Source organism: Cytobacillus spongiae, from assembly GCF_021390075.1.
On record NZ_CP089997.1, the window covers coordinates 295,686 to 321,633 of the forward strand.

Genomic DNA, 25,948 nt, shown 5'->3' on the forward strand with positions numbered 1-25,948 from the left:
ATGTACTTACGTACATGAGGAGCGGAGCGAAGGAAGCTGACGAAGAGATGCGATGTGTATTGAAAGCTTATAGGTTAAGTTAGAAAGGGCGCACGGTGAATGCCTTGGCACTAGGAGCCGATGAAGGACGGTACTAACACCGATATGCTTCGGGGAGCTGTAAGTAAGCTTTGATCCGGAGATTTCCGAATGGGGAAACCCTCTATCCGTAATGGGATGGAATCCTTATCTGAATACATAGGATATGGAAGGCAGACCCGGGGAACTGAAACATCTAAGTACCCGGAGGAAGAGAAAGCAAATGCGATTCCCTGAGTAGCGGCGAGCGAAACGGGATTAGCCCAAACCAAGAGGCTTGCCTCTTGGGGTTGTAGGACACTCTATACGGAGTTACAAAGGAACGGAGTAAACGAACAAGCCTGGAAAGGCTGGTCAGAGAAGGTAACAACCCTGTAGTTGAAACTTCGTTCCCTCTTGAGTGGATCCTGAGTACGGCGGGACACGTGAAATCCCGTCGGAAGCTGGGAGGACCATCTCCCAAGGCTAAATACTCCCTAGTGACCGATAGTGAACCAGTACCGTGAGGGAAAGGTGAAAAGCACCCCGGAAGGGGAGTGAAAAAGATCCTGAAACCGTGTGCCTACAAGTAGTTAGAGCCCGTTAATGGGTGATAGCGTGCCTTTTGTAGAATGAACCGGCGAGTTACGATTACATGCAAGGTTAAGTTGGATAGACGGAGCCGTAGCGAAAGCGAGTCTGAATAGGGCGAATGAGTATGTGGTCGTAGACCCGAAACCAGGTGATCTACCCATGTCCAGGGTGAAGTCCAGGTAACACTGGATGGAGGCCCGAACCCACGCACGTTGAAAAGTGCGGGGATGAGGTGTGGGTAGCGGAGAAATTCCAATCGAACTTGGAGATAGCTGGTTCTCTCCGAAATAGCTTTAGGGCTAGCCTCATGTAGTAAGAGTCTTGGAGGTAGAGCACTGTTTGGACTAGGGGCCCCCATCGGGTTACCGAATTCAGATAAACTCCGAATGCCAAAGACTTATCCATGGGAGTCAGACTGCGAGTGATAAGATCCGTAGTCGAAAGGGAAACAGCCCAGACCACCAGCTAAGGTCCCAAAGTATACGTTAAGTGGAAAAGGATGTGGAGTTGCTTAGACAACCAGGATGTTGGCTTAGAAGCAGCCACCATTTAAAGAGTGCGTAATAGCTCACTGGTCGAGTGACTCCGCGCCGAAAATGTACCGGGGCTAAACGTATCACCGAAGCTGTGGATTGACATCTACGATGTCAGTGGTAGGAGAGCGTTCTAAGGGCGTTGAAGCTAGACCGCAAGGACTGGTGGAGCGCTTAGAAGTGAGAATGCCGGTATGAGTAGCGAAAGATGGGTGAGAATCCCATCCACCGAATGCCTAAGGTTTCCTGAGGAAGGCTCGTCCGCTCAGGGTTAGTCGGGACCTAAGCCGAGGCTGAAAAGCGTAGGCGATGGACAACAGGTTGATATTCCTGTACCACCTCTTTTCCGTTTGAGCAATGGGGGGACGCAGGAGGATAGGGTAAGCGCGCTGTTGGATATGCGCGTCCAAGCAGTTAGGCCGGTAACGAGGCAAATCCCGTTACCATAAGGCGGAGCTGTGATGGCGAGGGAAATAAAGTACCGAAGTTCCTGATTCCACACTGCCAAGAAAAGCCTCTAGCGAGGAAAAAGGTGCCCGTACCGCAAACCGACACAGGTAGGCGAGGAGAGAATCCTAAGGTGAGCGAGAGAACTCTCGTTAAGGAACTCGGCAAAATGACCCCGTAACTTCGGGAGAAGGGGTGCTTTTTAGGGTGAATAGCCCTGAAAAGCCGCAGTGAATAGGCCCAGGCGACTGTTTAGCAAAAACACAGGTCTCTGCAAAGCCGCAAGGCGAAGTATAGGGGCTGACGCCTGCCCGGTGCTGGAAGGTTAAGAGGAGGGGTTAGCGTAAGCGAAGCTCTGAATCGAAGCCCCAGTAAACGGCGGCCGTAACTATAACGGTCCTAAGGTAGCGAAATTCCTTGTCGGGTAAGTTCCGACCCGCACGAAAGGCGTAACGATCTGGGCACTGTCTCAACGAGAGACTCGGTGAAATTATAGTACCTGTGAAGATGCAGGTTACCCGCGACAGGACGGAAAGACCCCGTGGAGCTTTACTGTAGCCTGATATTGAATTTTGGTACAGCTTGTACAGGATAGGTAGGAGCCTTGGAAGCCGGAGCGCCAGCTTCGGTGGAGGCATTGGTGGGATACTACCCTGGCTGTATTGAAATTCTAACCCACGCCCCTGATCGGGGCGGGAGACAGTGTCAGGTGGGCAGTTTGACTGGGGCGGTCGCCTCCTAAAGAGTAACGGAGGCGCCCAAAGGTTCCCTCAGAATGGTTGGAAATCATTCGTAGAGTGTAAAGGCACAAGGGAGCTTGACTGCGAGACCTACAAGTCGAGCAGGGACGAAAGTCGGGCTTAGTGATCCGGTGGTTCCGCATGGAAGGGCCATCGCTCAACGGATAAAAGCTACCCCGGGGATAACAGGCTTATCTCCCCCAAGAGTCCACATCGACGGGGAGGTTTGGCACCTCGATGTCGGCTCATCGCATCCTGGGGCTGTAGTCGGTCCCAAGGGTTGGGCTGTTCGCCCATTAAAGCGGTACGCGAGCTGGGTTCAGAACGTCGTGAGACAGTTCGGTCCCTATCCGTCGTGGGCGTAGGAAATTTGAGAGGAGCTGTCCTTAGTACGAGAGGACCGGGATGGACGCACCGCTGGTGTACCAGTTGTCTTGCCAAAGGCATCGCTGGGTAGCTATGTGCGGAAGGGATAAGTGCTGAAAGCATCTAAGCATGAAGCCCCCCTCAAGATGAGATTTCCCATAGCGCAAGCTAGTAAGATCCCTGAAAGATGATCAGGTTGATAGGTCAGAGGTGGAAGCATGGTGACATGTGGAGCTGACTGATACTAATCGATCGAGGACTTAACCAAATAAGAAAGCGAAGGCGACTGTACAACTTCGATAGAAGGTAGGAGCCGTAGCTGGACTAGTCAATTCAATGGCATTACCGTAATTCTTTCTTCTATACATTATCTAGTTTTGAGGGAACAAACCTCAAGTTAAAATAGTCTGGTGATAAAGGCGAGAAGGTCACACCCGTTCCCATGCCGAACACGGAAGTTAAGTTTCTCAGCGCCGATGGTAGTTAGGGGCTGTCCCCTTGTGAGAGTAGGACGTCGCCAGGCTTTGCTTTTTAATAATATTATCGCGGGGTGGAGCAGTCTGGTAGCTCGTCGGGCTCATAACCCGAAGGTCGCAGGTTCAAATCCTGTCCCCGCAATTTGGTCCGGTAGTTCAGTTGGTTAGAATGCCTGCCTGTCACGCAGGAGGTCGCGGGTTCGAGTCCCGTCCGGACCGCCATTTTCAAGTAATCTACGAAGCATAATGTTTCGTTTTTTTTATTTATACGGATTGTTTATTACGACCACAGCAAATGGATGTGGTCTATTTTTATGGGCAAAAGTATGCTCCTAATTAGCTAGAAACTCATTCATATTATAAACAAAGAACAACAGCTAAGCACTCAACTATTCTACCCATCGTCAGTATGAACAGATTAACCACACTTTTCCACGCTAGAATTCTCTAATATTATCATAGTAGTAAATGTTAAGCTCATTCAGTTACAGCCTTTGCCCATTGAGCAAAATTCATGTAAACTACATATAGATTCCTACGACATGTTTTAAAGAGCTAGAGGTATGTCAAATACTTAATATAAAGGTGATTGTGAATGAAGCCATTTGAATTGAAAACGTCCACACCTGAGGAAACGATGGAATTCTCAAAACGATTAGGACAACTTCTTCAAGCGGGAGATGTTCTCACATTAGAAGGAGACTTAGGTGCAGGAAAAACAACATTTACGAAGGGGCTAGCCAAAGGATTAGACATAGCTAAAACGGTGAATAGCCCAACATTTACGATTATTAAAGAATACAGGGGACGGTTGCCTTTATATCATATGGATGTATACCGAGTGGAAGATTCCTTCGAGGATTTAGGCTTTGATGAATATTTCGATGGAGAGGGTGTAACTGTTGTGGAATGGGCTCATCTCATTCAGGAGCAGCTACCAAAGGAGTTGCTAGAGATCCAATTATTCCACGGAGAAGAGGACTCTAGAAGAATTCAAATGATGCCACATGGTAAGCGATATGAAGAGCTATGTAAGGAGATTTTTCAATGAGAATTTTAGCAATTGATACATCCAATTATTCACTTGGGGTAGCAATTATAGAACAAGATAAAGTAATTGGTGAGTATGTAACCAATTTAAAGAAGAATCATTCCGTACGGGCCATGCCAGCAGTTGAAGGATTGATGAAGGAATGTGATACGAAACCTTCAGATTTAACTAAGATTGTTGTGGCAAAAGGTCCTGGATCTTATACAGGGGTTCGTATTGGTGTAACGCTTGCTAAAACGTTAGCCTGGACGTTAAATATCCCTCTTGTTGGTGTCTCAAGCCTAGAAGTACTTGCGGCGTCAACTGGTCGCTATTTTAATGGCATGATTTCTCCAATATTTGATGCTAGACGAGGTCAAGTGTATACAGGCTTATATCAATTTCAAAATGGAAAGTTGACAACTGTGATCAATGATCAACTGATCATGTGTGATCAATGGGTTGAGCAGCTGAAGAAAGAGACACAGCCTGTATTGTTCGTCGGAAATGACTTGCCCATTCATCAAGGGGCAATTGATTCGGTATTGGGAGAAAAGGCTACTCTGGCTTCTTTTACAGAGCATAATCCTCGACCAGCAGAGCTTGCTCTTCTCGGAAGAGACATAGAAGGGGAAGATGTACATTCGTTTGTCCCCAACTATATAAGGCTTGCTGAAGCTGAGGCAAAATGGCTAGAAGCGAACAAGAAATAAAATACTCAATAAGGAAGACCTGGAATGATTAAACCACTAACATTTCGTTATATGGAAGAAAAGGATATTAGCCAGATCCTCAAAATCGAGAAGGCATCATTTGCTACGCCATGGAGTTATGAAGCTTTTAGTAATGAACTCACAAAGAATCAGTTTGCTGTGTACATTGTGATAGAGGATGAGGGAAGAGTCATAGGCTATTGCGGGGTATGGGTAGTAGTAGATGAAGCGCATATTACAAATGTGGCTCTGCTTCCAGAGTACAGAGGAAAAAAGCTAGGGGAAGCATTGATGCGCAAGGTGATGGAAGTAGCGAAACAGATGGGTGCATCTTCAATGACGCTCGAGGTTAGAGTGACAAACGATGTAGCCCAGTCTCTATATCGAAAGCTAGGTTTCCAAGATGGAGCGATTCGGAAAAATTATTATACGGATAATCAAGAAGATGCTTTAGTAATGTGGGTGAATTTATGATAGGAAAAGATCGGATCATTATGGGGGTTGAAACGAGCTGTGATGAAACAGCCGTTGCCATCATTAAAAACGGGAAAGAAATATTGTCGAACGTAGTGGCTTCCCAGATCGATAGTCATAAACGCTTTGGTGGGGTAGTACCTGAGATTGCTTCACGTCACCATGTCGAGCAAGTGACCGTTGTATTTGAGGAGGCTTTAAAGCAAGCTGGAGTCTCCTATGAGGAGATAGATGGGATTGCCGTAACTGAGGGGCCAGGTTTAGTTGGTGCGCTTCTTATTGGAGTGAATGCAGCAAAGGCAATTGCTTTTGCCCACAATATCCCTCTAGTTGGTGTTCATCATATTGCTGGTCATATTTATGCAAATCGTTTAGTAGCTGACTTAAAGTTCCCGCTTCTAACTCTTGTTGTATCTGGGGGACACACAGAGCTTGTTGTGATGAAGGAGCATGGTCATTTTGAAGTGATCGGGGAAACAAGAGATGACGCGGTAGGAGAAGCTTATGATAAAGTAGCACGTACATTAAACCTCCCGTATCCAGGTGGGCCACATATTGACAGACTTGCTTATGAAGGAGAGGACACGCTTAGCCTACCAAGAGCGTGGCTTGAAGAAGATTCCTATGATTTTAGCTTTAGCGGTCTAAAATCAGCAGTTATTAACACTGTCCACAATGCAGAGCAAAGAGGCGAACAAATTCGTCCACAGGATCTTGCAGCAAGCTTTCAAGCAAGTGTCATTGATGTTCTCGTTACAAAAACAATAAAAGCAGCGAAGGCATTTGGTGTAAAGCAGCTATTATTAGCAGGGGGGGTAGCTGCAAATAAAGGGCTTAGAGCAGCTATTGAAGTAGCTGTTCAAGAGCTAGAAGAAGTCGAGCTAGTCATCCCACCACTATCCTTATGTACAGATAATGCTGCCATGATTGGAGCGGCTGGGAGTGTCTTTTTTGAAAAAGGCCAGCGTGCAGACCTTGCTTTAAATGGAAATCCAGGGTTAGATTTAACTATCCACAACTGAAAATAAGAACCGGGAAAAAAATCCTCGCTACGTGCGAGGGTTTTTTTGTGGATAACAGTCCAACTAACCAAAATATTGTGAAAAATGTGGATAAAACCACTGTTTCCTGTGGATAATGTGGAAAAGTCTGTTGAAAGCCTATATAATTGATACACATTTGTGAATAAGATTGTGGAAAAAAGAAAAAGGATCACGAAAATGATCCCATTTCTTTTGACATATATACTTATTCTTCAGCAAGCTCTGCCCATTCATCCATTAAGCGCTCTAAATCTGCCTTTGCTTTTTCGTTTTCCTGATTGATTGCTTGTACCTTTTCATGGTCCTTAAACACATCAGGGTCGCAAAGCTGTTGTTCATATTCTTCAATTTTCTCTTCAATTGCTTGAATAGAGGTTTCTATTTCTTCAAGTCGACGCTTTCGTTGCCGTTCGAGTTTTTTCGCTTCTTTATCCTGTTGATAGTTCGTTTTGTCCTGCTTGGCGTGGACAACTTGCTTAAGATCTTTCGGCATCTCTAATGCTTTCAGCTCTTCTTGCTCCAGCTTTTTTTCAACATAATAGTCATAGTCTCCAAGGTATTCAGTTGCACCCGTTTTCCCCATCTCGATTACCTTTGTAGCAATTCGGTTAATAAAGTAGCGGTCGTGGGACACAAATAGAATGGTACCTGGATAATCGACAAGGGCATTCTCAAGCACTTCCTTGCTATCTAAGTCTAGATGGTTGGTCGGTTCATCTAGAATCAGAAAGTTTGCTTTTTCCATCATTAATTTCGCTAGAGCAAGCCTTGCTTTTTCCCCACCGCTTAAGGTGGAAACTGTCTTTAACACATCATCCCCGGAAAATAAGAAATTGCCTAATACAGTTCGTATTTCTTTTTCGCTTTTCAGAGGATAATCATCCCATAGCTCATTTAATACTCGCTTGTTAGAAGTAAGCTTTGCTTGCTCCTGATCATAGTAGCCAATAGCTACGTTTGAACCTAGATTAATGATTCCAGCAAAGGGCTTTAGCATGTTCATAATCGTTTTAAGCAAGGTAGATTTTCCAATACCGTTAGGTCCCACTAAGGCAATGCTATCACCTCTAGTGAGTCTCATCGTTATCTGTTTTGTCACTATTTGTTCTTCATAGCCAATTGCAAGGTCACGAATGTTCAGCACTTCATTTCCACTTTGCTTTTCGATATCAAAATGAAACGTCGCTGACTTCTCATCCCCTAGTGGACGATCCATTAACTCCATTCTCTCAAGCTGCTTTCTTCTGCTTTGTGCGCGTTTTGTTGTAGAGGCACGGGCTAAATTTTTCTGAATAAAATCTTGGAGCTTGGCCACTTCCTCTTGCTGCTTCTCGTATTGCTTCATATCTCGCTCATAGTTCTCTGCTTTACGGTCTAAGTAATAACTATAGTTACCTGTGAATTTCGTAATTTGGTGCCTTGAAATCTCATACACCTGGTTGACGACTTTATCAAGGAAATAGCGATCATGGGATACAATTAATATGGCACCTGAATAGCTCTGTAAATACTGCTCCAGCCATGTTAAGGTTTCAATATCAAGATGGTTCGTCGGCTCATCAAGAATTAGAATATCTGGCTTTGATAATAAGAGCTTGGCCAGAGCGAGCCTCGTTTTTTGTCCACCGCTTAAAGTAGATATAGTTGTCGAATAATCAAAGTCATGAAAATGTAATCCGTGGAGGACTGAACGGATATCAGACTCGTATTGATAGCCGCCCCGCTCTTTAAATTCCACCTGAAGCAAATCATACTCTTTTAAGATGCGCTCATACTCAGTAGGCTGATCAAAGATATTTGGGTTCGCCATCTTTTCTTCTAATCTGCGCAAATCTTTTTCCATTTGACGAAGATGGTTGAACACGGTAAGCATTTCATCCCAAATCGATAATTCTGAAGCGAGTCCTGTGTTTTGAGCAAGATAGCCAATTTCGACTCCTTTTGGTTTAATCATGTCTCCAGATTCATAGGAAAGCTGTCCTGCAATGATCTTTAAAAGAGTCGACTTACCTGCACCATTTCGCCCAACGAGCGCTATTCGGTCCCTGGATTGTACTTCTAGCTTTATATTCGATAAAATAAGGTCAGCACCAAAATATTTATTTAATTGGTTTACTTGTAATAAAATCATGTTCTTTCACCTCAATGTTATAGAAATAGTGTAACTTATCTTCTATAATTCGAGCAATAAGAGTAAACTTGTGAAGTAACGTACAAAGTTCATACACAGATGGAATAAAATAGTGTATATTTTGATAGAGAGGTGTTTTTTAAAGATGACAGAATTTACACACTTTAATCAAGAAGGAAGAGCAAAGATGGTGGATGTGAGTGATAAGCCAGAAACAATAAGAACGGCAATTGCTCATTCTAGCATTACAGTTAATAAAGAAATTTATGAGAGAATTACTAATCAACAAATGAAAAAAGGGGATGTGCTTGCCGTCGCCCAGGTAGCTGGAGTCATGGCTTGTAAAAAAACGAGCGAGCTAATTCCAATGTGCCATCCACTCCCATTAACTGGAGTAGACATATCATTTGCATGGACAGTGAAAGAGGAAGACTATATTCTAGAAATAGAAGCAGCCGTCAAAACAAAGGGTAATACAGGTGTTGAAATGGAAGCGCTAACAGCTGCGTCCGTTTGTGCCCTTACTGTCTATGATATGTGTAAGGCAGTTGATAAAGGAATGGTAATAGGTCAAACGTATTTAGTAGAGAAAACAGGCGGGAAAAACGGTGACTTTAAACGAGAAAAGCTATAGTAAAAAAGAATCTTTCTGGTAAAGGGACTTAGCAGGATGACTATTTGTGTGGAGATACACGAAGAAATCTCTTGATGAAGAAGGATGACTGCACCATCTGAGAGCCTACAGAAGGTTAACGAAGATTAACGGTCTCTTAAGGAAAACAACAAATACTAGAGTAGGGGAGCGGGGGAGATTGATATGAATAATGAAACCATCAAAATTCCGCAAGCGACAGCCAAGCGGCTGCCATTATATTATCGTTTTTTAAAAAACTTACATTCTTCAGGAAAACAGCGGGTTTCATCTGCTGAGTTAAGTGAAGCCGTAAAGGTCGATTCTGCAACAATACGTAGAGATTTTTCTTATTTTGGTGCTTTAGGAAAGAAGGGATATGGGTATAATGTGAATTATTTATTATCCTTCTTTCGAAAAACACTCGACCAGGACGAGCTTACAAAGGTTGCGTTAATTGGGGTCGGAAACTTAGGAACGGCATTTTTAAATTATAATTTTTTAAAGAATAATAATACAAAGATCGAAATTGCTTTTGATGTGTCCGAAGATCGCGTCGGGAAAAAAATCGGAAGTGTTCCCATCTATCACATGGATGACCTTGAAGAAAAGATTAAAGAACATGATGTGCAGGTAGCGATCTTAACCGTACCAGCGCCAGTTGCGCAAACGATTACCGATCGAATTGTAGAGGTCAATATTAAGGGGATTTTGAATTTTACACCGGCTCGATTAAATGTGCCTTCAACGATTCGTATTCATCATATTGATTTGGCAGTTGAGCTTCAGTCTCTCGTCTATTTCTTAAAGCATTATCCGAATGAACAAGTGGAATCTTAAATTTATTCTATCCAATAGAAAACAGTTGAACATCAGTATAAAAACGTTATGATAGAGAAAGGGAGGTGAGGCTAAAATGATGAACGTTGGTATGGGAAGCCTCTTACTAATTGTATTTGTAGCATTATTAGTATTCGGTCCAAAAAAGCTACCTGAGCTTGGTAAAGCGGCAGGAAATACACTTCGTGAGTTCAAGAATGCGACGAAGGGTCTAGCGGACGACGATGACGATGATGTGAAAAAAGATAAAGAAGTTAAGTAATGTTAGGATGAAGCGTTATGGATTCTCATAAAGACATGACGATGTTTGAACATATAGGTGAATTAAGAAAACGGCTAGTGATTTCAGTCGTTTTCTTCTTTATTGCTGTCATTTTGAGCTTTTTCGTAGCTGAGCCGTTAATAGTCTTCCTGCAAAATGCAGATGAGGCAAAAGAGCTTACGATGAATGCGTTCCGTTTAACGGATCCGATTAAAGTGTACATGCAATTTGCCTTTATTATTGCCTTTGTTCTTACATCACCTGTTATTTTATATCAATTGTGGTCATTTATTAGTCCAGGTCTCTATGAAAAAGAACGAAAGGTTACATTAAGCTATATTCCCATCTCGGTTCTATTATTTATCGGGGGGATTGCTTTTTCTTACTTTATTCTCTTTCCGTTTGTCATAGACTTTATGACCCGAATTTCCGACCGATTAAATATTAACCAAGTGATTGGAATCAATGAATATTTTCAGTTTTTATTTCAGCTAACACTCCCATTTGGATTTTTATTTCAATTGCCGGTTGTGATTATGTTTCTAACGAGGCTTGGATTAGTTACGCCAATGTTTTTAAGCCAAGTTCGGAAATATGCCTATTTTGTATTAATTGTCATTGCAGCATTTATTACTCCACCAGAATTATTATCTCATTTAATGGTGACTGTCCCGCTACTGCTCCTATATGAAGTAAGCATCATCATTTCCCGTTTTTCTTATAAAAAAGCACAGGAATCGATGGAATCCTATGATTAAAAAAATGAGCCTCCCAAGCGAGAGGCTCATTTTTTGTTTTCCACTTTTTTGAGCTTGAAGTGAAACATGATCATGCGTATGCCTGAACCAAGGTCGAAGGTGGCAAGCATGATAAATAAATAGGTAATAAATCCATATTCGCCGCTTTCCCTTACATTTTGTACAGCAAATAAGGTAAAAATTAATCCAAGACATACGTAAACGATGCCAGAGAACAGTGGTGACCTTCTCATCTAAAATCCTCCAATAAAGCTCTGAATTTTCTCTGCTTCCCGGAGCATCTTCTCGATCTCCTCTTTAAATACCGATTGTGTAATGACAACAAATGTGTTCATTGCGACATGAGCAAAGATCGGTACAAGAATCCGTTTGGTTTTTACATACAGAAAGGCAAAGGTAAAGCCCATGGCTGTATATAGAAGCACATGCTCAGGTTCTAAGTGTGCAAACGCAAAGATAACAGAGCTGATAATTCCAGAGATAACGAAATTAAATTTTTTATATAAGCTGCCAAAAATAATTTTTCTAAACACAATTTCCTCAAGAATGGGGCCGATAATTGAGCTAACAAGCATCACGATTGGAAAAGCTTCAATAATTGATATGATTTGCTCGGTATTTTCAGAGCCCACCTCAATCCCAATCAATCGTTCGATGTTTGCTGCCACGATTTGTGCGAAGAGAGCAAGAAATACTCCGCCAATAGCCCATGAGACGGATTGCCCGATGGTTGCCCGATCGCGTTCAAGGGAAGGTGTTTTCATTTCTTTCCTTAACACAATTAGGATTAGAATGAACGCGAGAGTGAAGCTAAAAACAAGCCAGAAGGATACCGCTCCTATTGCCATCGTATCTTCAGGTCTTCCAAACAGTACACCAAAAAACATAATAATGGGAGGTGCAACAACTCCGGAAAGATGCATGGCTAAGTATATGATTAAGATAATCCAATACTCTTTCTTCAAATTAGTGTCTCCTTTATTCAAATAATTAGGCACTCGTTCTTTATTCTACTAGTAATCGCAATGAACTATCAAATACCAAGGTCCAACTTTTTAAACTTAAAGGGATAAAATGAAAAAACAAGAGTATACTTGTAAAGGTTGTACAAAAGGTTATTCAAAAATTGATAAATTATGAAAAAAATTTAATCATGATGCTTGCAAAAAGATATCAGATTCATTAATATAATAATTGTGTTAGCACTCAATAGATGAGAGTGCTAATAAGAATAAAAATTTACATATTATTTGAGGAGGTTGTTTCACTTGTTAAAGCCACTAGGTGATCGCGTAGTAATTGAGCTTGTTGAAACGGAAGAAAAAACTGCAAGCGGTATCGTTTTACCGGATACAGCGAAAGAAAAGCCTCAAGAAGGTAAAGTTGTAGCTGTAGGTAATGGTCGTGTTCTAGAAAGCGGTGAGCGTGTTGCTCTAGAAGTAGCAGAAGGCAATCGCATTATCTTCTCAAAATACGCTGGAACAGAAGTGAAATTTGAAGGCAAGGAATATTTAATTTTACGTGAAAATGACATCCTTGCTGTAGTTGAATAAGAAAACACTCGGTCAAACAGATAGATAACAAAGCAAATATTTCGAGGAGGTTTTTTAACAATGGCTAAAGAAATTAAATTTAGTGAAGACGCTCGTAGTTCAATGCTTCGTGGTGTTGATGCTCTAGCAAACGCTGTTAAAGTAACTCTTGGACCTAAAGGTCGCAACGTGGTTCTTGAGAAGAAATTCGGTTCTCCATTAATCACAAATGATGGTGTAACAATTGCGAAAGAAATCGAACTAGAAGATGCTTTCGAAAACATGGGAGCAAAGCTTGTAGCTGAAGTTGCAAGCAAAACAAACGATGTTGCTGGTGACGGTACAACAACTGCTACTGTACTGGCACAAGCCATGATTCGTGAAGGTCTTAAAAACGTAACAGCTGGTGCAAACCCTGTTGGAATCCGCAAAGGAATCGAAAAGGCAGTGGCAGCAGCAGTTGAAGAATTAAAAGCAATCTCTAAGCCAATCGAAGGCAAAGAGTCAATCGCTCAAGTAGCAGCCATCTCTGCAGCTGACGAAGAAGTGGGTCAATTAATCGCAGAAGCAATGGAGCGCGTTGGAAACGATGGTGTTATCACTATCGAAGAATCTAAAGGTTTCTCTACTGAATTAGATGTTGTGGAAGGAATGCAATTTGATCGTGGATATGCTTCTCCTTACATGGTAACTGATTCAGATAAAATGGAAGCTGTTCTAGATAATCCATATATCTTAATCACGGACAAGAAGATTACAAGCATTCAAGAAATCCTACCAGTTCTTGAGCAAGTTGTTCAACAAGGGAAGCCATTATTACTTGTTGCTGAAGATGTTGAAGGGGAAGCACTTGCTACATTAGTAGTAAACAAATTACGCGGAACGTTCAATGCAGTAGCGGTTAAAGCTCCTGGTTTCGGTGATCGTCGTAAAGCAATGCTTGAAGATATCGCTATCTTAACTGGTGGCCAAGTCATCACTGAAGAGCTTGGACATGATCTAAAGTCTGCTTCCATCGAAATGCTTGGTCGCGCTTCTAAAGTAGTTGTTACAAAAGAAAATACAACGATCGTTGAAGGAAATGGCGACAGCGCGCAAATCTCTGCTCGTGTAAACCAAATCCGCACGCAAATGGAAGAAACAACTTCTGAATTTGACCGTGAAAAATTACAAGAGCGCCTAGCGAAATTAGCTGGTGGTGTTGCAGTTGTTAAAGTGGGTGCTGCAACAGAAACAGAATTAAAAGAGCGCAAACTACGCATTGAAGATGCCCTAAACTCAACGCGCGCAGCAGTTGAAGAAGGTATCGTTTCAGGTGGTGGAGTTGCACTACTTAACGTATTCAACAAAGTAGCAGAGATCCAAGCAGATGGCGACGAAGCAACTGGAATCAACATCGTATTACGTGCGATGGAAGCTCCAGTACGCACAATCGCACAAAACGCTGGTCTTGAGGGCTCAGTTATCGTTGACCGCTTAAAGCGTGAAGAAGTCGGAGTTGGCTTCAACGCAGCTTCTGGCGAGTGGGTAAACATGATCGACGCTGGTATCGTAGACCCAACAAAAGTAACTCGTTCTGCACTTCAAAACGCAGCATCTGTTGCAGCGATGTTCCTAACTACTGAAGCAGTAGTAGCGGACATCAAAGAAGACACACCTGCAATGCCTGACATGGGCGGCATGGGTGGAATGGGCGGCATGATGTAATAACGCCCCATTATCCCTTGATATGATAGGGGTCTTGCCTTCAATGCCCCATTATGGGTAACATTAGGGTAACATTGAACCCTGATAAGGCTTAAAATTAGAGGTTTTCCATTAGTTCCTTGAACTTTTGGGAAGCCTCTTTTTTCATTTCTTTTGTTACATGCAAATAAATATTTTTTGTAGTATCTTCATCTTTATGACCTAATCGTTCCATAATTTGAGGCAGACCAACTCCCGCTTGTGCTAGCAATGAAGTATGGGTGTGACGTAAAGAATGCGGAGTAAGGTTGGTGTTTAATCCTGCTAACTTTAAAACACGTCTCATTCTGTTTTCAATTTTTTTAACATAAAGAGGATAACCAGATGTTTCATCATCCATATTCGTAAAAATAAAGTCTTTATTATGGTATATATCACGGTGCCTCATAATCACTTTCTTTTGAAATGATTTATGAAGCTCTAATGCATTGATTACCGTCTCATCAACATCAATTACACGTACAGACGTTGATGTCTTAGGAGTTAACAGTTTATATTCTTTTTTATTATTTGTTGGGTTATAGTACGTTTTAGTAATGCTAATGGTTTGTTCTGACATGTCTACATCACGCCATTTTAGTGCACACAGTTCACCTGCTCGTAGTCCAGTATAAGCAAGCAATAAAAAGATGGGGTAATCTTGATCTAGTCCCATATCTTTTGTAATAGAGAGGAAGTGCTGCAATTCATTTTTCTCTAAATAATTTGGGAGAACGTTTTGCTCTTCTAACTCTTCAATTGTTAATTGTTGTTTAGGTACATACGTAAATTCTGTTGGATCTTTTTTAATGACTTCCAATTCAACGGCTTTTTTAAAGATCATTCTTCCAGTTCGATGTGCTCCATCAATTGTATTTTGAGCATACCCTCGCTTTTTCAAGTCATTTAAAGCGTTTTGGTATTGTCTTCTTGAAATATCTTTTAATTTTAGTTTGGCGAAATAATCCAATAGCCGTTTAATTTCATGTTTGCGCACACGAATCGTACTTTCCTTAACTTTTCCTGATCCTTCATAAATTGACAGCCACTCGTATGCAAAATCTTCAAATAATACGCCTTTTTCATCTACAAAAGTTCCTTGATTTAATTCATTTAAAAGAGTAGCGGCTGCTATTTCGGCCTCTTTTTTTGTTTTAAATCCGCTCTTTTTCTTCTGTTTTCGTTTTCCAGTTTTAGGGTCTATTCCAATATCTACAATGAATGCCCAACTAGCCCCGCATTTACATCTTTTACTATTACATTTACAACGCGGTCTGTAAAAATGTCCCTTCATTTGTTTATTCTCCTCTTTTTACAATAGTTGTTCGATAAAAATATAGTTATTGGTATTTTTTTAGCCATTTTTCTTTATCTACTGACTCAAACCAACTTTCTACTTCTGCGAGGGGTCTCTTTTTTTGTTTTGCTATTTGTTCAATTGTTTTTTTACCTGAGAAATAGTCTTTCCTAGCGTTTCTTATCCATTGATTATAAGCGGTTTTACACAAGCTATCTTTACCAGCCTCATCATGAGGGCAAAAACGACTATTTTCAGTTCTGGGGACAAATTTACTTTTGCATTTAATACATTCTTTGAGTTCCCATTCATTACTTACTAAATCCAACAATTGGTGGTAAATAACACCTATTATTGAGCGACTGGTATGAATTTTAATAATCTTATTGTTTTTTCCGATTTTCCCTGATTCGCTTATAACCCCTTCTGTTTCTTTATTGATTTTTAATGTTATCCACATTTTCGATAATTGGAATATGTCTTTATCATTTGGGTTTAAATAAGGGGCAATTTCTTGCAAATCTGTTTTAATTTTTTCAGCATGTTCTTGCAAACTATCTTCATTTATGGAAATGAGGGCATGATAGATATGCATAATGTGTTTAATTTCTTTTGCATGGTAAATAAATTCATCTAAAGGTTGTTTTTTGCAATCTAATAGTCGTAACCCATAATAAAATGGCATAGTGTCAATGGCGTTAAACGTTCCGTATTTGTTACAAAACTTCAATATTGATTTGTGTGAAGTAAGATCCACACGCGCTACTTTCTCGAACAAATACTCAACTTCAAAAGGGTTATAATTTGGTGTTGTTACTTCCATTTCTTCATCTCCCCATTCGAGGTTCGATACAATCACCTCATTATTAATGGTATACGGGTCATTTACTCTTACTTGAACGTTAAAAATATCTTCAACCAATTCCATTGGGTACTGCTTTTCCTTTTTAAGATCTGCATTTTCTGATATTTTTTGACCCTTATATTTTTGCAATTGTAATACCTCCTTTTATCCGATAATATATCCGCTATTTTTATTTTTTATCGGATATAAAGATTATATACTGATGATAACAACAAGAGCAACAAATTAAAAGTCATTTTGATAAGGAGGGATGAGAAATGAAGAATCCTGATATTAAAGAAGCTATAAAAAAAGCTGGTTTAAAACAGTGGGAAGTTGCAGAAGAGTATGGCTTACATGAAGGTAATTTCTCCAGACTATTACGCCGTGAGCTTCCTAAAAGTGAGAAGCAAAAAATTTTTCATATCATTAATGAGCTGAAAAAGCATGATGAAAAGTGAGCTATTAAGGAGGAGTGTTTTAAATGACGAAAAATAATCTCCCTGACATTCTCACAGCACAACACATAGCCACATATTTAGGGATTTCACGGCGGAGGGTTTATGAGCTACTTCAAATGAATGAAGAAGCTGGCGGTATTAAATGTTTTCAAATAGGTTTATCTAAACGTGTTGAGAAAGAAGACTTCTTTCATTGGATTGAAGAAAGGAAAAAGTAGAAGGGAGGGGATAAAATGGGGAATGAAAAGCTAACCCAAAAGCAGTTAGGTTTTATTGAAGCCTATTTAAGAGAACCAAATGCTACCCGAGCGGCAATAGTGGCAGGATATAGCCCGAATAATTACCATGCAGCAAGCATTAGCGGTTATAGAATGCTAAAAAATGCTAAAATCCGTGCAGAAATAGAAAAGCAGCAAGCCTTGATATTACAAGATATAAGGGCATTTTTCATAAGGGACGCCCAGCATGCACGGGAAACCCTTTTAAGAATTATGAATGATCCCGAAGCACCATATAAAGATAAGCGGCAAGCTGCTTGCGAAATATTGGATAGGGCAATGGGCAAGTCGATAGCGTCTACTAATGTAAAGCTGGAAGCAGAAATAGAAAGCGTTAACTTTAACGTTGGAGCCAATTTAGACGAATACGAAGAATTATTTAATGAGTTGTCGGAGGGGGTAGAGCTCAATGGATAATTTTAGATTGGAATTACCAGAAGGCACAATATTAATTAATGGTATAGATTCGTTACGAGAGATGCTGGTAGAAGTACAAAGGGATAGCGTAAAAGAAGTGATTATAACCATTCGTGAAGCAGCTGAATATTTGAAAGTAAATGTTCCTATATATCTTACTATGATAGTAAATAACAAAATTCCATTTTTTCAAAGAGGGCAAGTCATCCGCTTAAATCGTTGGGATGTAAAGGAATGGTTGTGTAATAGATTAAAACAGTAAGTAATAAATAAAGCAGGTGAGGTGATATGCAAGGTTGGATTAAATTACATCGTAAAATTCAAGATCATTGGCTATATCAGGAAAAAAGGAAATTTTCGAAGTATGAAGCATGGATGGATTTATTAATGATGGTCAATCACGAGGATAAAAAGGCTGTTCTTGGCAATGAAATGATTGAAGTAAAAAGGGGTCAACGGATTACTTCTATAAGAAAATTGTGTGATAAGTGGAGCTGGTCAAATACTAAAGTTACACAGTTTTTAAACCTGCTACAAAATGATGGAATGATATATCTAAAAAGCGACACTAAAAAGACGGTAATAACCATTGCTAATTATGACTCTTATCAAAGTAGAGAAGAAGGAAAAACGATACAAAACAGACGCGATAACAGCACAAAACAGACGGAAAAACGTACAAACAAGAATAATAAAGAATTAAAGAATGATAAAGAAGTTAAAAGCCCTTCTTGTCGCAAGCCGGAAATTTACGACGAGGATAGCATTCCTTTTCAATTATCTTTAAAGCTATTTAATAACATTAGAAAAAATAATTCTGGCTTTAAACAGCCGAACCTTCAAAAGTGGTCAGATGAATTTCGTTTGATGATGGAAAGAGACAATCGAACGGAATATCAGATTGCACACCTCATCGATTGGTGTCAGCAAGATTCGTTTTGGAAGGCGAATATACTTTCTCCATCCAAATTAAGAAAACAGTACGACCAGTTAGTATTGAAAATTCAGTCGGAAGAGCAAACAAAACAGAATAAAAGCCCTCAGCAATTTTCTTTAGATCGCCCTAATCATTGGAAAGAACCGAAACCCTTAACAAAAGAGGAGATAAGTAAATTAAGGAAGATGGAAAATGAATTACCTTATTAGGAGGTTATTATAATTGAAATCAATGAGGAAATTTTTATTTATAGATGATTGTTTTAGAGATGGTGTGAGAAGGAAGGTTCCAGAATTAAAAGACCGTAACGATTTTGAAGTTAAATTTTGTAGAGAAATTTTACCGTGTACACATTGTAGTAAGGGTAAATCAGACAGTTTCTTTTACCGGATCAAGGAAAACTGGATACAGGTCGATGAGCCGAATAAATGTTCCAAATGTCGAGATCGAGAAACATATGAGGTTTATCAAAAGGATAGCCTATCCGATAGCAAGCGTTTATTAGGTGAAAGGTTAACAAACGAGTATTTTCATATTCCAGAGGTTTTAAAGGGAGCTGGGTTTAGAGATTATCAGGAAACGAATAAAGTTACTGCTAGAGCAAAAGCAGATGTTATTCGCTTTACTAAAGATTTTCTGGATACTGAAAATAACAGACGCAATCTTTTGATTATGGGGAATACGGGAACTGGTAAAACGCATTTGTGCGCAGCGGCTGCTAGAACTATAAAAGAAAAAGGTTTTACAGTAGGTTTTTTGACTACAGGGCAATTACTTACAATAATTAAATCGACTTACAACAAAGCATCTATGAAAACAGAAGAAGAGATTTTACAGGACATTAAAAAGTTTGATCTCCTAATCTTAGACGATCTAGGATCGGAAGCAATAGGTGGAAATGATGATTGGAGAAAAGGCATGATTTTTGAGGTAGTAGAAAGCCGGAGTGGTAAACCGACTATCTACACTAGTAACATGACGGATACAGACTTACCCGCTGCCGTGGGACCAAGGGTCTTTAGCCGTCTTCATGATAATACTAAATTTATTGATTTATTTACAGGTGATTACCGAAAAAGATTGCAAATTAAATAAATAATGGTATTGGATGTATAGTCATCAAAAAATCTATTAGACCTTAATGACAAAATCTTTCTAGAACGGAATGAACGAATGTCACCTATACAACCCATTCACGGGACTGGATAGTTGGTAAGTGCGGCGGGCGACGTCTTCCCTACATTTTTGTAACCCAATATCCTAATTCAAATATAAGGAAATAGGTAGAAAAATGAAGTTCGATAATATGTAAGAGTAGAAGGGGAAAGTTACATGTTTATGGTGTAAACAGTAAAAGGGGGAGGTGCGGTAACATGCGGATAGCGAGGCAAGCGGCATTTTTAAAAGCCTATATTCATTCACTTGGAAATTTAGCAAGGGCGGCGAACGAGGTTGGGGTCAGTCGGCGGGCGCATTATTATTGGAAAGAAAAAGATAAAGAATATGCTGCTAGATTCAGGGCAATATCGTTATACATGAAAACAAGGGGCTCAAATGTAATACAGATTTTCGATGAGCATATCAACAAAATCAACGAAATTCCACGCCTTAATAAAAAAGGGTGAAACAATGTGAAGTAACAATTCCTCGGAGGCGAGCGAAATCAAGGCTCACTCCGGGTTTATATAAACTTATGTTTTCATTTTCTATCATGCCCCATTTTGAGAGGCTCCGAAGATTCAGCAAGCTATTATTAGCGCGCAATGTAAGTGTTTACAACAGAACCCTTCGAAAGAGCCTTTAAGGGTTTCATGGAGTAAACAATGTGAATAAGGAAAGGCACTTCTCTAAAGAAGAATTACTATCATAAACCAGAGGTTTACTGCAACTAAAATATATTATTAGATGTTTTAATGATGTAAAATTTAATGTAGTACATATAAAAATATATTTTTAATTATTTCAGAGGTGAAGGTTTGAAAAAAACAAATGTATTTTCGGATGTATATCCTAACCTCATCGTAGAATGGCATCCAGTTAAAAATGGTGAATTAAGACCATCTGATTTTTCATATGGCTCATCTAAAAAAGTTTGGTGGAAATGCAACAAAGGGCATGAGTGGGAAACTACAATCAAAGAACGTTCAAGAGGAAGTCGTTGTCCATACTGCACAGGGAATAAAGTTAGCAAAGAAAATAGCCTAAAGGCAAAATACTCAGAAATCGCTAGTCAGTGGCATCCAATTAAAAATAATCAATTAACACCTGAACATGTAACAGCAAAATCTAGTAAAAAAGTGTGGTGGATTTGCAAAGAAGGACACGAATGGAACACTGCAATTTCAGAAAGAACAAGAGGCTATGGTTGCCCGTACTGTTCTGGACGATATCCATCAAATACCAATAATTTAAAAGTATTATTCCCTGACGTAGCAAAAGAGTGGCATTATGAAAAAAACGATCCGCTTAAACCTGAAAACATTACATCCAAATCAGGAAAAAAAGTATGGTGGAAATGTAGTAAAGGTCATGAATGGCAAGCTACCGTTAATGGCAGAGCAAATGGCGGCAACTGTCCATATTGTGTAGGGAAAAAAGCATCAGATGATTATAATTTTGAAAATTTTTATCCTGAATTAGCAAAGGAATGGCACTATGAAAAAAATGATAATTTAATGCCATCAGACTTTACTCCAAACTCAGGGAAACGTGTATGGTGGAAGGCAGAATGTGGACATGCGTGGGATAGCATGATTTCAAATCGAATTAGAGGGCACGGTTGTCCTTATTGTGCTGGGAAAAGGGTAGCAGCTGAAGACTCTTTATCAAATAAATATCCAGAAATAGCAGCTGATTGGCATAGTGTAAAAAATCAAAAGAAAAAGCCACAGAATTATCTTCCAGGATCAATGGAGATTGTATGGTGGAAATGTAGTAAAGGTCATGAATGGCAAGCATCTATTAATAATCGAGTTTATAAAAAATCAAATTGTCCTAGGTGTTTTGGAGCCACATCATTCAATGAACAAGCAGTATTCTTTTACGTAAAAAAACTTTTTAAGGATGCTGAAAATCGATACTTAATTGATAATGAATTTGAAATAGATGTTTATGTACCATCAATCAGACTAGGAATCGAATATGACGGACTATTTTTCCACAGTAAAGAAGAAAATGCTAAACGAGATGAAGATAAAAATAAACGTTTGTATGAGAAAGAAGTCGAGTTAATCCGTATTAGGAATCCAGGGGCACCGGAGATTAAACCTTATAATTCATTAACCATTCCAGTCCTAGACGATAGAGAGCTCATCAATGTAGAAATCGCTATTAAAAAGTTAATCAAGGTAATCGCACCTGAAAAATCTTTATCTATTGATATAGAAAGAGACTATGGTACTATCAGGAAGCAAATGACGGAAATTCCTATTGAAAAAACTGTTGCAAACATTAAAACACTCTTGCAAGAATGGCATCCAGATAAGAATGGAGATCTAAAACCTCACATGGTGTTAAAAGGGTCTAAAAAAAAGGTTTGGTGGCGATGCGCTAAAGGTCATGAATGGGAGGCGGTTATCGGTGATAGAGCTAGTAAAAAAACTAGATGCCCTTACTGTATAAACAAAAAGGCTAGTGCTGAAAACTCACTTGCAAGTTTATATCCTCATATAGCTAGTGAATGGCATCCAATTAAAAACAAAGTGTTAACTCCTCAGGACGTAGTTGCGGGGTCATTAAGGAAAGCGTGGTGGAAATGTAGTAAAGATCACGAATGGATTAATACTATCCATCATCGTACTTCACGAAACCAGAATTGCCCTTATTGTTCTGGGCAAAGGGCGACTCTAGAAAATAGCTTATACTCTACCCATTCACAATTAGCTAATGAATGGCATGGCGAAAAGAATATCGATATTACTCCAAAAGAAATAACATATGGTAGCACAAGAAAAGTATGGTGGAAGTGTAATAATGGTCATGAGTGGGAAGCAACTATAAACAGCAGAACAAATAAAAATAATGGTTGTCCTTATTGTTCTAATAGAAGAGTTTGTCATGATAATTGTTTATCAACTACTCAACCGATATTATCAAATCAATGGCATCCTTCCAAGAATGCATCACTAAAACCTATAGATGTTATGGCTGGTTCAACTAAAAAAGTTTGGTGGTTATGTGAAAATGACCATGAATGGGAAGCAACTATAAATTCTCGTACTCGTGGTAGCGGGTGCCCTCATTGTTATATTTTAAAGAGAAAAAATAAAATTTAAAAAATCTGTAAGTTGACATAGTATTATTTTATTTTCGACACAAAACGACATTGTTCCTTGGGATATTATGTATAATAAAAAGGTGAATATATGGTGGTGAATATATGTCTAAATTTTATGCAGTAAGACGAGGAAAGAAAACTGGTATCTTCAATACATGGAATGAATGTAAAGAAAGTGTAGAAGGTTTTAGCAATGCTGAATATAAATCTTTTACTTCTATGGAAGAAGCTCAATTATTTCTAAACGTCATCAATAATAACGTAGTTTCAAAAGAAGTTAAAAATGAACTTGATTGTCAGGTTAAAACAATTAGAGCATATGTGGATGGTAGTTATTCCAAACACTTAGGAAAGTATGCTTATGGATGTGTATTAATACATGGTGATAATATAACAAGATTATCTGGTGCGGGTGTTGGTGAAGGCGAATCTAACTTATGGAACGTTTCTGGAGAATTACATGGGGCTAATAAGGCAATTGAATGGTCAATTGAAAATAAGTTTGAACGTATTATTATTTTTTATGATTATGAGGGAATAGCAAAATGGGCTAATGGGGAATGGAAAGCAAAGAAAGAGGAAACAAAACAGTATATTGAATCTATTGAAAAGCACAAAAAATTAATAACCATTGAATTTATAAAAGTAAAGGCTCATTCAGGTGATAAATACAACGAGGAAGCGGATAAATTAGCTAAAGAAGCTTTAATTGGCAATAAAACAAATGAAAAGCAAGTTCAAAAAAGCCAACCTGAAGATAAGACTCTATTGCTGTTTAGAGATGTAATTAATTCAGAAGAACAGGTTAAAAACTCAATTTCTTTTAGTTATAACGGATATAAGTTGACGGAGAGTAAATTGAAGAAATTCGCTAAAGAATACTGGAAAACTTCAGGTAATAAAATTAATGAAATTGAATCATTTGAAATTAATTTTGATTATATAGATGGACTTTTAAGCTGGGAATACATAAAAAAAGATGGGGATAAATACAATTTCAAATTGTTAATTGATTAACTTCTGCAGGGAGAGGTAAAGGTGACGTTAAATCTAAATAGAGATAAAATCAGAGGGTCAATTGAAAAGTTTTTTGTATTGCAATCACGTAAGTGTGCAACTACGGATTTTGAAGTAAAACCGGGAACAAGACGAAGAATTCACATTACAGTAGAAGAAGATGTTTTTTATATGGACTTTCATTTTAAAGGAAATGGAAGTACATCTATAGATAACTCCAGTGGAGGGAATAAAGAAATTAAAGAAGAAATTTCAGAGTATATCATTAATGATCCAGAATGTGCTTTAGGTGATGTCAATTCTAATAATCAATGCTTTGTAGCGCCTAATATTGAACATGATGATTTTATTGGCATTATGGAACTATTAGAAGAAAGTGAATTTGAGCAAAGCCACTCATCAAAAAATTTTGCAAATCATGAAATGCATCAATTTGTGGGTAAATACAATGAAAATTTAACTATTCATTATTATCCAACGACTAAAAAGATTATGGTTCAAGGTAGACCACTTTTATTATTTAATGAAGCTTTAGTCTATGTTACTGAATTGCTTGAACTAGATGAAATTCCAAAAGTATTCAATGATTTATTTGAAGTTAAGATTGAAAAAAGTGACGTTGAAGAACAATATCAGTACTATTTTCCTAACTCATTTCAGATACATTCAGGTAAGCTGAAAAAAGTATTGCATCAAGCAATTTATAACCTTCAAATTACAGGGGACATGTATGATCAGTCATTTTTAGTGTTCCCATCATTTAAAGCATTAGAAGGGCATTTGAAAATTGAAATGCACAAATATTCAATTCCTTTAGTGAAAAATAAGTTTAACATGTTTAAAAAAGATACTACAGGGAAAAGATATGAATTAAAAGAAGAGTTCAGAGCAAATATTAGTGATGATAAAAGGCTGCATCTTGAAAATTCATATGCTTTCTATAATAACCAACGTCATGTCCTTTTTCATTGGGCAGATCAAAGCCTGCCTGTTGATGAAACAAAAATCATTGAAAATAATGGCGAAACAAAAGGATTAATTATGAACACCTTTAAGTTAATTGATGAATACTATTTATTATAGTAGTAATGTGTTACTTATGGTATTATTCTAAACATATGTATTAAAATGTAGAGGAGTGATGAAGATGGGAAATTTTGATATTGTTTCTATAAATACTGAGGAGTACAAGTGCATTATTTTCTCAACATCTTTTGAAACTCCTCTTGCTCATTTAAATGAAATAAATCAAAAATTATTAAATCACAATTTGAATGATTGTAAAATTGTTTTTGATATGCTGACTCACATTGGGAATAATTCCGACAGGTTTGTAGAAGCTAGCTATGATGGAAACAAACTAAATATTGATACATTCAAGCATATACAAATCAGTAAAAAACATGAATTAAGAAAAACGGCATGTAATTATTTCAAAGATAATTTAAACATCTTAGATTATTCTATATTAAGTTCTTTTCAAAAAAAGATGATAGAAAAAGGTATAGCTATTTAACCACTACATAACAATATGTAGCGGTTTGAAAAAAGGTAATATTTATTAATGATATCTCAACTGTATGTGGTTGTTACCTCCTTGTAAGAAATGCTAATTAGCCTAACAAAAAGACTTATCTTAGCTGGTTTAAAAAACTAATCAATTTTTTTAGAACGCCTCACAGTACGGTGATTTAGAACACATATTTTGACCACGAAACATATATAATTGTTTTTTAGTTCATTTATTTAATACCTATAAAAGCCTATTAAATTAGGGTTTTATAGGTATTGTTTTATTTCGTGTTTCTTCATATTATATGTGCACATAAAAGAACGTAAAAAATACGATCTTAAAGGCGCTCGACACGCATGGGGCATGCATGATGCACAACATTTATTAGTGATATTTGGGTAACATAAGGGTAACGCAATATCATAAAAAGCTGTTATTTAACGTTGAAGATGTTACAACATGAATCCCCAAAAACGTTTATATGACGCTATTTTATACACAATAGTAAAAGATATTACAGTATAGGGGATAATGGGCGGCATGATGTAATAAACGA

General features: G+C 38.6%; 26 protein-coding genes, 2 tRNA genes and 2 rRNA genes. 25 read left to right on the plus strand and 5 right to left on the minus strand.

From position 1 onward, the window contains the following. Positions 1-72 precede the first annotated feature (72 nt). From LS684_RS01665 to tsaD, 8 genes are all read left to right on the plus strand, one after another. Positions 73-3,005, plus strand: a 23S ribosomal RNA gene (locus tag LS684_RS01665). A gap of 138 nt (positions 3,006-3,143) precedes the next feature. After that, positions 3,144-3,260, plus strand: a 5S ribosomal RNA gene (gene rrf, locus LS684_RS01670). Positions 3,261-3,281: 21 nt separating this feature from the next. Beyond that, positions 3,282-3,355 (plus strand) — tRNA-Met (locus tag LS684_RS01675). Positions 3,356-3,358: 3 nt separating this feature from the next. After that, positions 3,359-3,435: transfer RNA gene (locus LS684_RS01680), tRNA-Asp, on the plus strand. Between the two features lie 373 nt (positions 3,436-3,808). Further along, a complete protein-coding gene (gene tsaE / locus LS684_RS01685; RefSeq protein WP_233809330.1) occupies positions 3,809-4,264 on the plus strand; it encodes a tRNA (adenosine(37)-N6)-threonylcarbamoyltransferase complex ATPase subunit type 1 TsaE in 456 nt (151 codons plus the stop codon). Beyond that, the gene (tsaB, locus tag LS684_RS01690) at positions 4,261-4,956 is read left to right on the plus strand and encodes a tRNA (adenosine(37)-N6)-threonylcarbamoyltransferase complex dimerization subunit type 1 TsaB (RefSeq protein WP_233809332.1); all 696 of its coding nucleotides are present in this window, start codon (positions 4,261-4,263) and stop codon (positions 4,954-4,956) included. Before tsaE ends, tsaB begins: the two co-directional genes overlap by 4 nt. Positions 4,957-4,980: 24 nt before the next feature. Next, a complete protein-coding gene (rimI, locus tag LS684_RS01695; protein ID WP_233809334.1) occupies positions 4,981-5,430 on the plus strand; it encodes a ribosomal protein S18-alanine N-acetyltransferase in 450 nt (149 codons plus the stop codon). After that, positions 5,430-6,452, plus strand: a complete 1,023-nt coding sequence (tsaD, locus tag LS684_RS01700) for a tRNA (adenosine(37)-N6)-threonylcarbamoyltransferase complex transferase subunit TsaD (protein ID WP_233811514.1) — start codon at positions 5,430-5,432, stop codon at positions 6,450-6,452. The genes rimI and tsaD overlap by 1 nt, the downstream gene beginning before the upstream one ends. Before the next feature lie 226 nt (positions 6,453-6,678). On the opposite strand, the gene LS684_RS01705 is transcribed toward tsaD, so the two are convergent. Beyond that, the gene (locus LS684_RS01705) at positions 6,679-8,604 is read right to left on the minus strand and encodes an ABC-F family ATP-binding cassette domain-containing protein (RefSeq protein ID WP_233809336.1); all 1,926 of its coding nucleotides are present in this window, start codon (positions 8,602-8,604) and stop codon (positions 6,679-6,681) included. A gap of 145 nt (positions 8,605-8,749) precedes the next feature. Here LS684_RS01705 and moaC point away from each other — a divergent pair, with 145 nt between their 5' ends. The 4 genes from moaC (at position 8,750) to tatC (ending at position 11,095) form a co-directional block, all read left to right on the plus strand. Further along, positions 8,750-9,238, plus strand: coding sequence for a cyclic pyranopterin monophosphate synthase MoaC (gene moaC, locus LS684_RS01710; RefSeq protein WP_233809338.1), 489 nt, complete (start codon positions 8,750-8,752; stop codon positions 9,236-9,238). A gap of 183 nt (positions 9,239-9,421) precedes the next feature. Then, a complete protein-coding gene (locus LS684_RS01715) occupies positions 9,422-10,075 on the plus strand; it encodes a redox-sensing transcriptional repressor Rex (protein WP_233809340.1) in 654 nt (217 codons plus the stop codon). 76 nt (positions 10,076-10,151) lie between these two features. After that, on the plus strand, positions 10,152-10,337 hold the full coding sequence (locus tag LS684_RS01720) for a twin-arginine translocase TatA/TatE family subunit (protein ID WP_284701575.1): 186 nt from the start codon (positions 10,152-10,154) through the stop codon (positions 10,335-10,337). A gap of 17 nt (positions 10,338-10,354) precedes the next feature. Beyond that, positions 10,355-11,095, plus strand: coding sequence for a twin-arginine translocase subunit TatC (gene tatC / locus LS684_RS01725; protein WP_233809342.1), 741 nt, complete (start codon positions 10,355-10,357; stop codon positions 11,093-11,095). A 26-nt stretch (positions 11,096-11,121) separates the two neighbouring features. Here tatC and LS684_RS01730 read toward each other — a convergent pair whose 3' ends face one another. Both LS684_RS01730 and LS684_RS01735 read right to left on the minus strand, forming a co-directional pair. Continuing rightward, a complete protein-coding gene (locus LS684_RS01730; protein WP_233809344.1) occupies positions 11,122-11,328 on the minus strand; it encodes a YdiK family protein in 207 nt (68 codons plus the stop codon). Beyond that, on the minus strand, positions 11,329-12,060 hold the full coding sequence (locus tag LS684_RS01735) for a CPBP family intramembrane glutamic endopeptidase (RefSeq protein WP_233809346.1): 732 nt from the start codon (positions 12,058-12,060) through the stop codon (positions 11,329-11,331). A gap of 303 nt (positions 12,061-12,363) precedes the next feature. Here LS684_RS01735 and groES point away from each other — a divergent pair, with 303 nt between their 5' ends. After that, on the plus strand, positions 12,364-12,648 hold the full coding sequence (gene groES / locus LS684_RS01740) for a co-chaperone GroES (protein WP_233809348.1): 285 nt from the start codon (positions 12,364-12,366) through the stop codon (positions 12,646-12,648). A 60-nt stretch (positions 12,649-12,708) separates the two neighbouring features. Then, positions 12,709-14,334: a chaperonin GroEL gene (groL, locus tag LS684_RS01745; protein ID WP_233809350.1), complete on the plus strand. Its 1,626-nt coding sequence runs from the start codon at positions 12,709-12,711 to the stop codon at positions 14,332-14,334. Positions 14,335-14,431: 97 nt separating this feature from the next. On the opposite strand, the gene LS684_RS01750 is transcribed toward groL, so the two are convergent. Both LS684_RS01750 and LS684_RS01755 read right to left on the minus strand, forming a co-directional pair. Further along, entirely contained in the window at positions 14,432-15,646 is a 1,215-nt protein-coding gene (locus LS684_RS01750; protein WP_233809352.1) for a tyrosine-type recombinase/integrase, read from the minus strand. Positions 15,647-15,692: 46 nt separating this feature from the next. Then, positions 15,693-16,643, minus strand: a complete 951-nt coding sequence (locus LS684_RS01755; RefSeq protein ID WP_233809354.1) for a hypothetical protein — start codon at positions 16,641-16,643, stop codon at positions 15,693-15,695. Positions 16,644-16,771: 128 nt separating this feature from the next. On the opposite strand from LS684_RS01755, the gene LS684_RS01760 reads away from it, so the two are divergent. From LS684_RS01760 to LS684_RS01810, 11 genes are all read left to right on the plus strand, one after another. Next, positions 16,772-16,954 (plus strand): helix-turn-helix domain-containing protein, encoded by a 183-nt coding sequence (locus LS684_RS01760; protein ID WP_233809356.1) that lies wholly within the window; start codon positions 16,772-16,774, stop codon positions 16,952-16,954. 23 nt (positions 16,955-16,977) lie between these two features. Beyond that, the gene (locus LS684_RS01765) at positions 16,978-17,172 is read left to right on the plus strand and encodes a helix-turn-helix domain-containing protein (RefSeq protein WP_233809358.1); all 195 of its coding nucleotides are present in this window, start codon (positions 16,978-16,980) and stop codon (positions 17,170-17,172) included. A gap of 15 nt (positions 17,173-17,187) precedes the next feature. Further along, on the plus strand, positions 17,188-17,649 hold the full coding sequence (locus tag LS684_RS01770) for a terminase small subunit (protein WP_233809360.1): 462 nt from the start codon (positions 17,188-17,190) through the stop codon (positions 17,647-17,649). After that, entirely contained in the window at positions 17,642-17,911 is a 270-nt protein-coding gene (locus tag LS684_RS01775) for an excisionase family DNA-binding protein (protein WP_233809362.1), read from the plus strand. Before LS684_RS01770 ends, LS684_RS01775 begins: the two co-directional genes overlap by 8 nt. A 113-nt stretch (positions 17,912-18,024) precedes the next feature. Beyond that, positions 18,025-18,795 (plus strand): phage replication protein O, encoded by a 771-nt coding sequence (locus tag LS684_RS01780; RefSeq protein WP_233809364.1) that lies wholly within the window; start codon positions 18,025-18,027, stop codon positions 18,793-18,795. A 22-nt stretch (positions 18,796-18,817) separates the two neighbouring features. Then, a complete protein-coding gene (locus LS684_RS01785) occupies positions 18,818-19,681 on the plus strand; it encodes an ATP-binding protein (RefSeq protein ID WP_233811516.1) in 864 nt (287 codons plus the stop codon). A 278-nt stretch (positions 19,682-19,959) separates the two neighbouring features. Beyond that, positions 19,960-20,211 (plus strand): hypothetical protein, encoded by a 252-nt coding sequence (locus LS684_RS01790; RefSeq protein WP_233809366.1) that lies wholly within the window; start codon positions 19,960-19,962, stop codon positions 20,209-20,211. A 351-nt stretch (positions 20,212-20,562) separates the two neighbouring features. Next, positions 20,563-22,860, plus strand: coding sequence for a zinc-ribbon domain-containing protein (locus tag LS684_RS01795; RefSeq protein ID WP_233809368.1), 2,298 nt, complete (start codon positions 20,563-20,565; stop codon positions 22,858-22,860). 104 nt (positions 22,861-22,964) lie between these two features. Continuing rightward, positions 22,965-23,879, plus strand: coding sequence for a ribonuclease H1 domain-containing protein (locus tag LS684_RS01800; RefSeq protein ID WP_233809370.1), 915 nt, complete (start codon positions 22,965-22,967; stop codon positions 23,877-23,879). A gap of 21 nt (positions 23,880-23,900) precedes the next feature. After that, entirely contained in the window at positions 23,901-24,962 is a 1,062-nt protein-coding gene (locus LS684_RS01805; protein ID WP_233809372.1) for a type II toxin-antitoxin system RnlA family toxin, read from the plus strand. A gap of 64 nt (positions 24,963-25,026) precedes the next feature. After that, complete coding sequence (locus LS684_RS01810; protein WP_233809374.1) at positions 25,027-25,395, plus strand: type II toxin-antitoxin system RnlB family antitoxin; 369 nt, start codon at positions 25,027-25,029, stop codon at positions 25,393-25,395. The last annotated feature ends 553 nt before the right edge of the window (positions 25,396-25,948 follow it).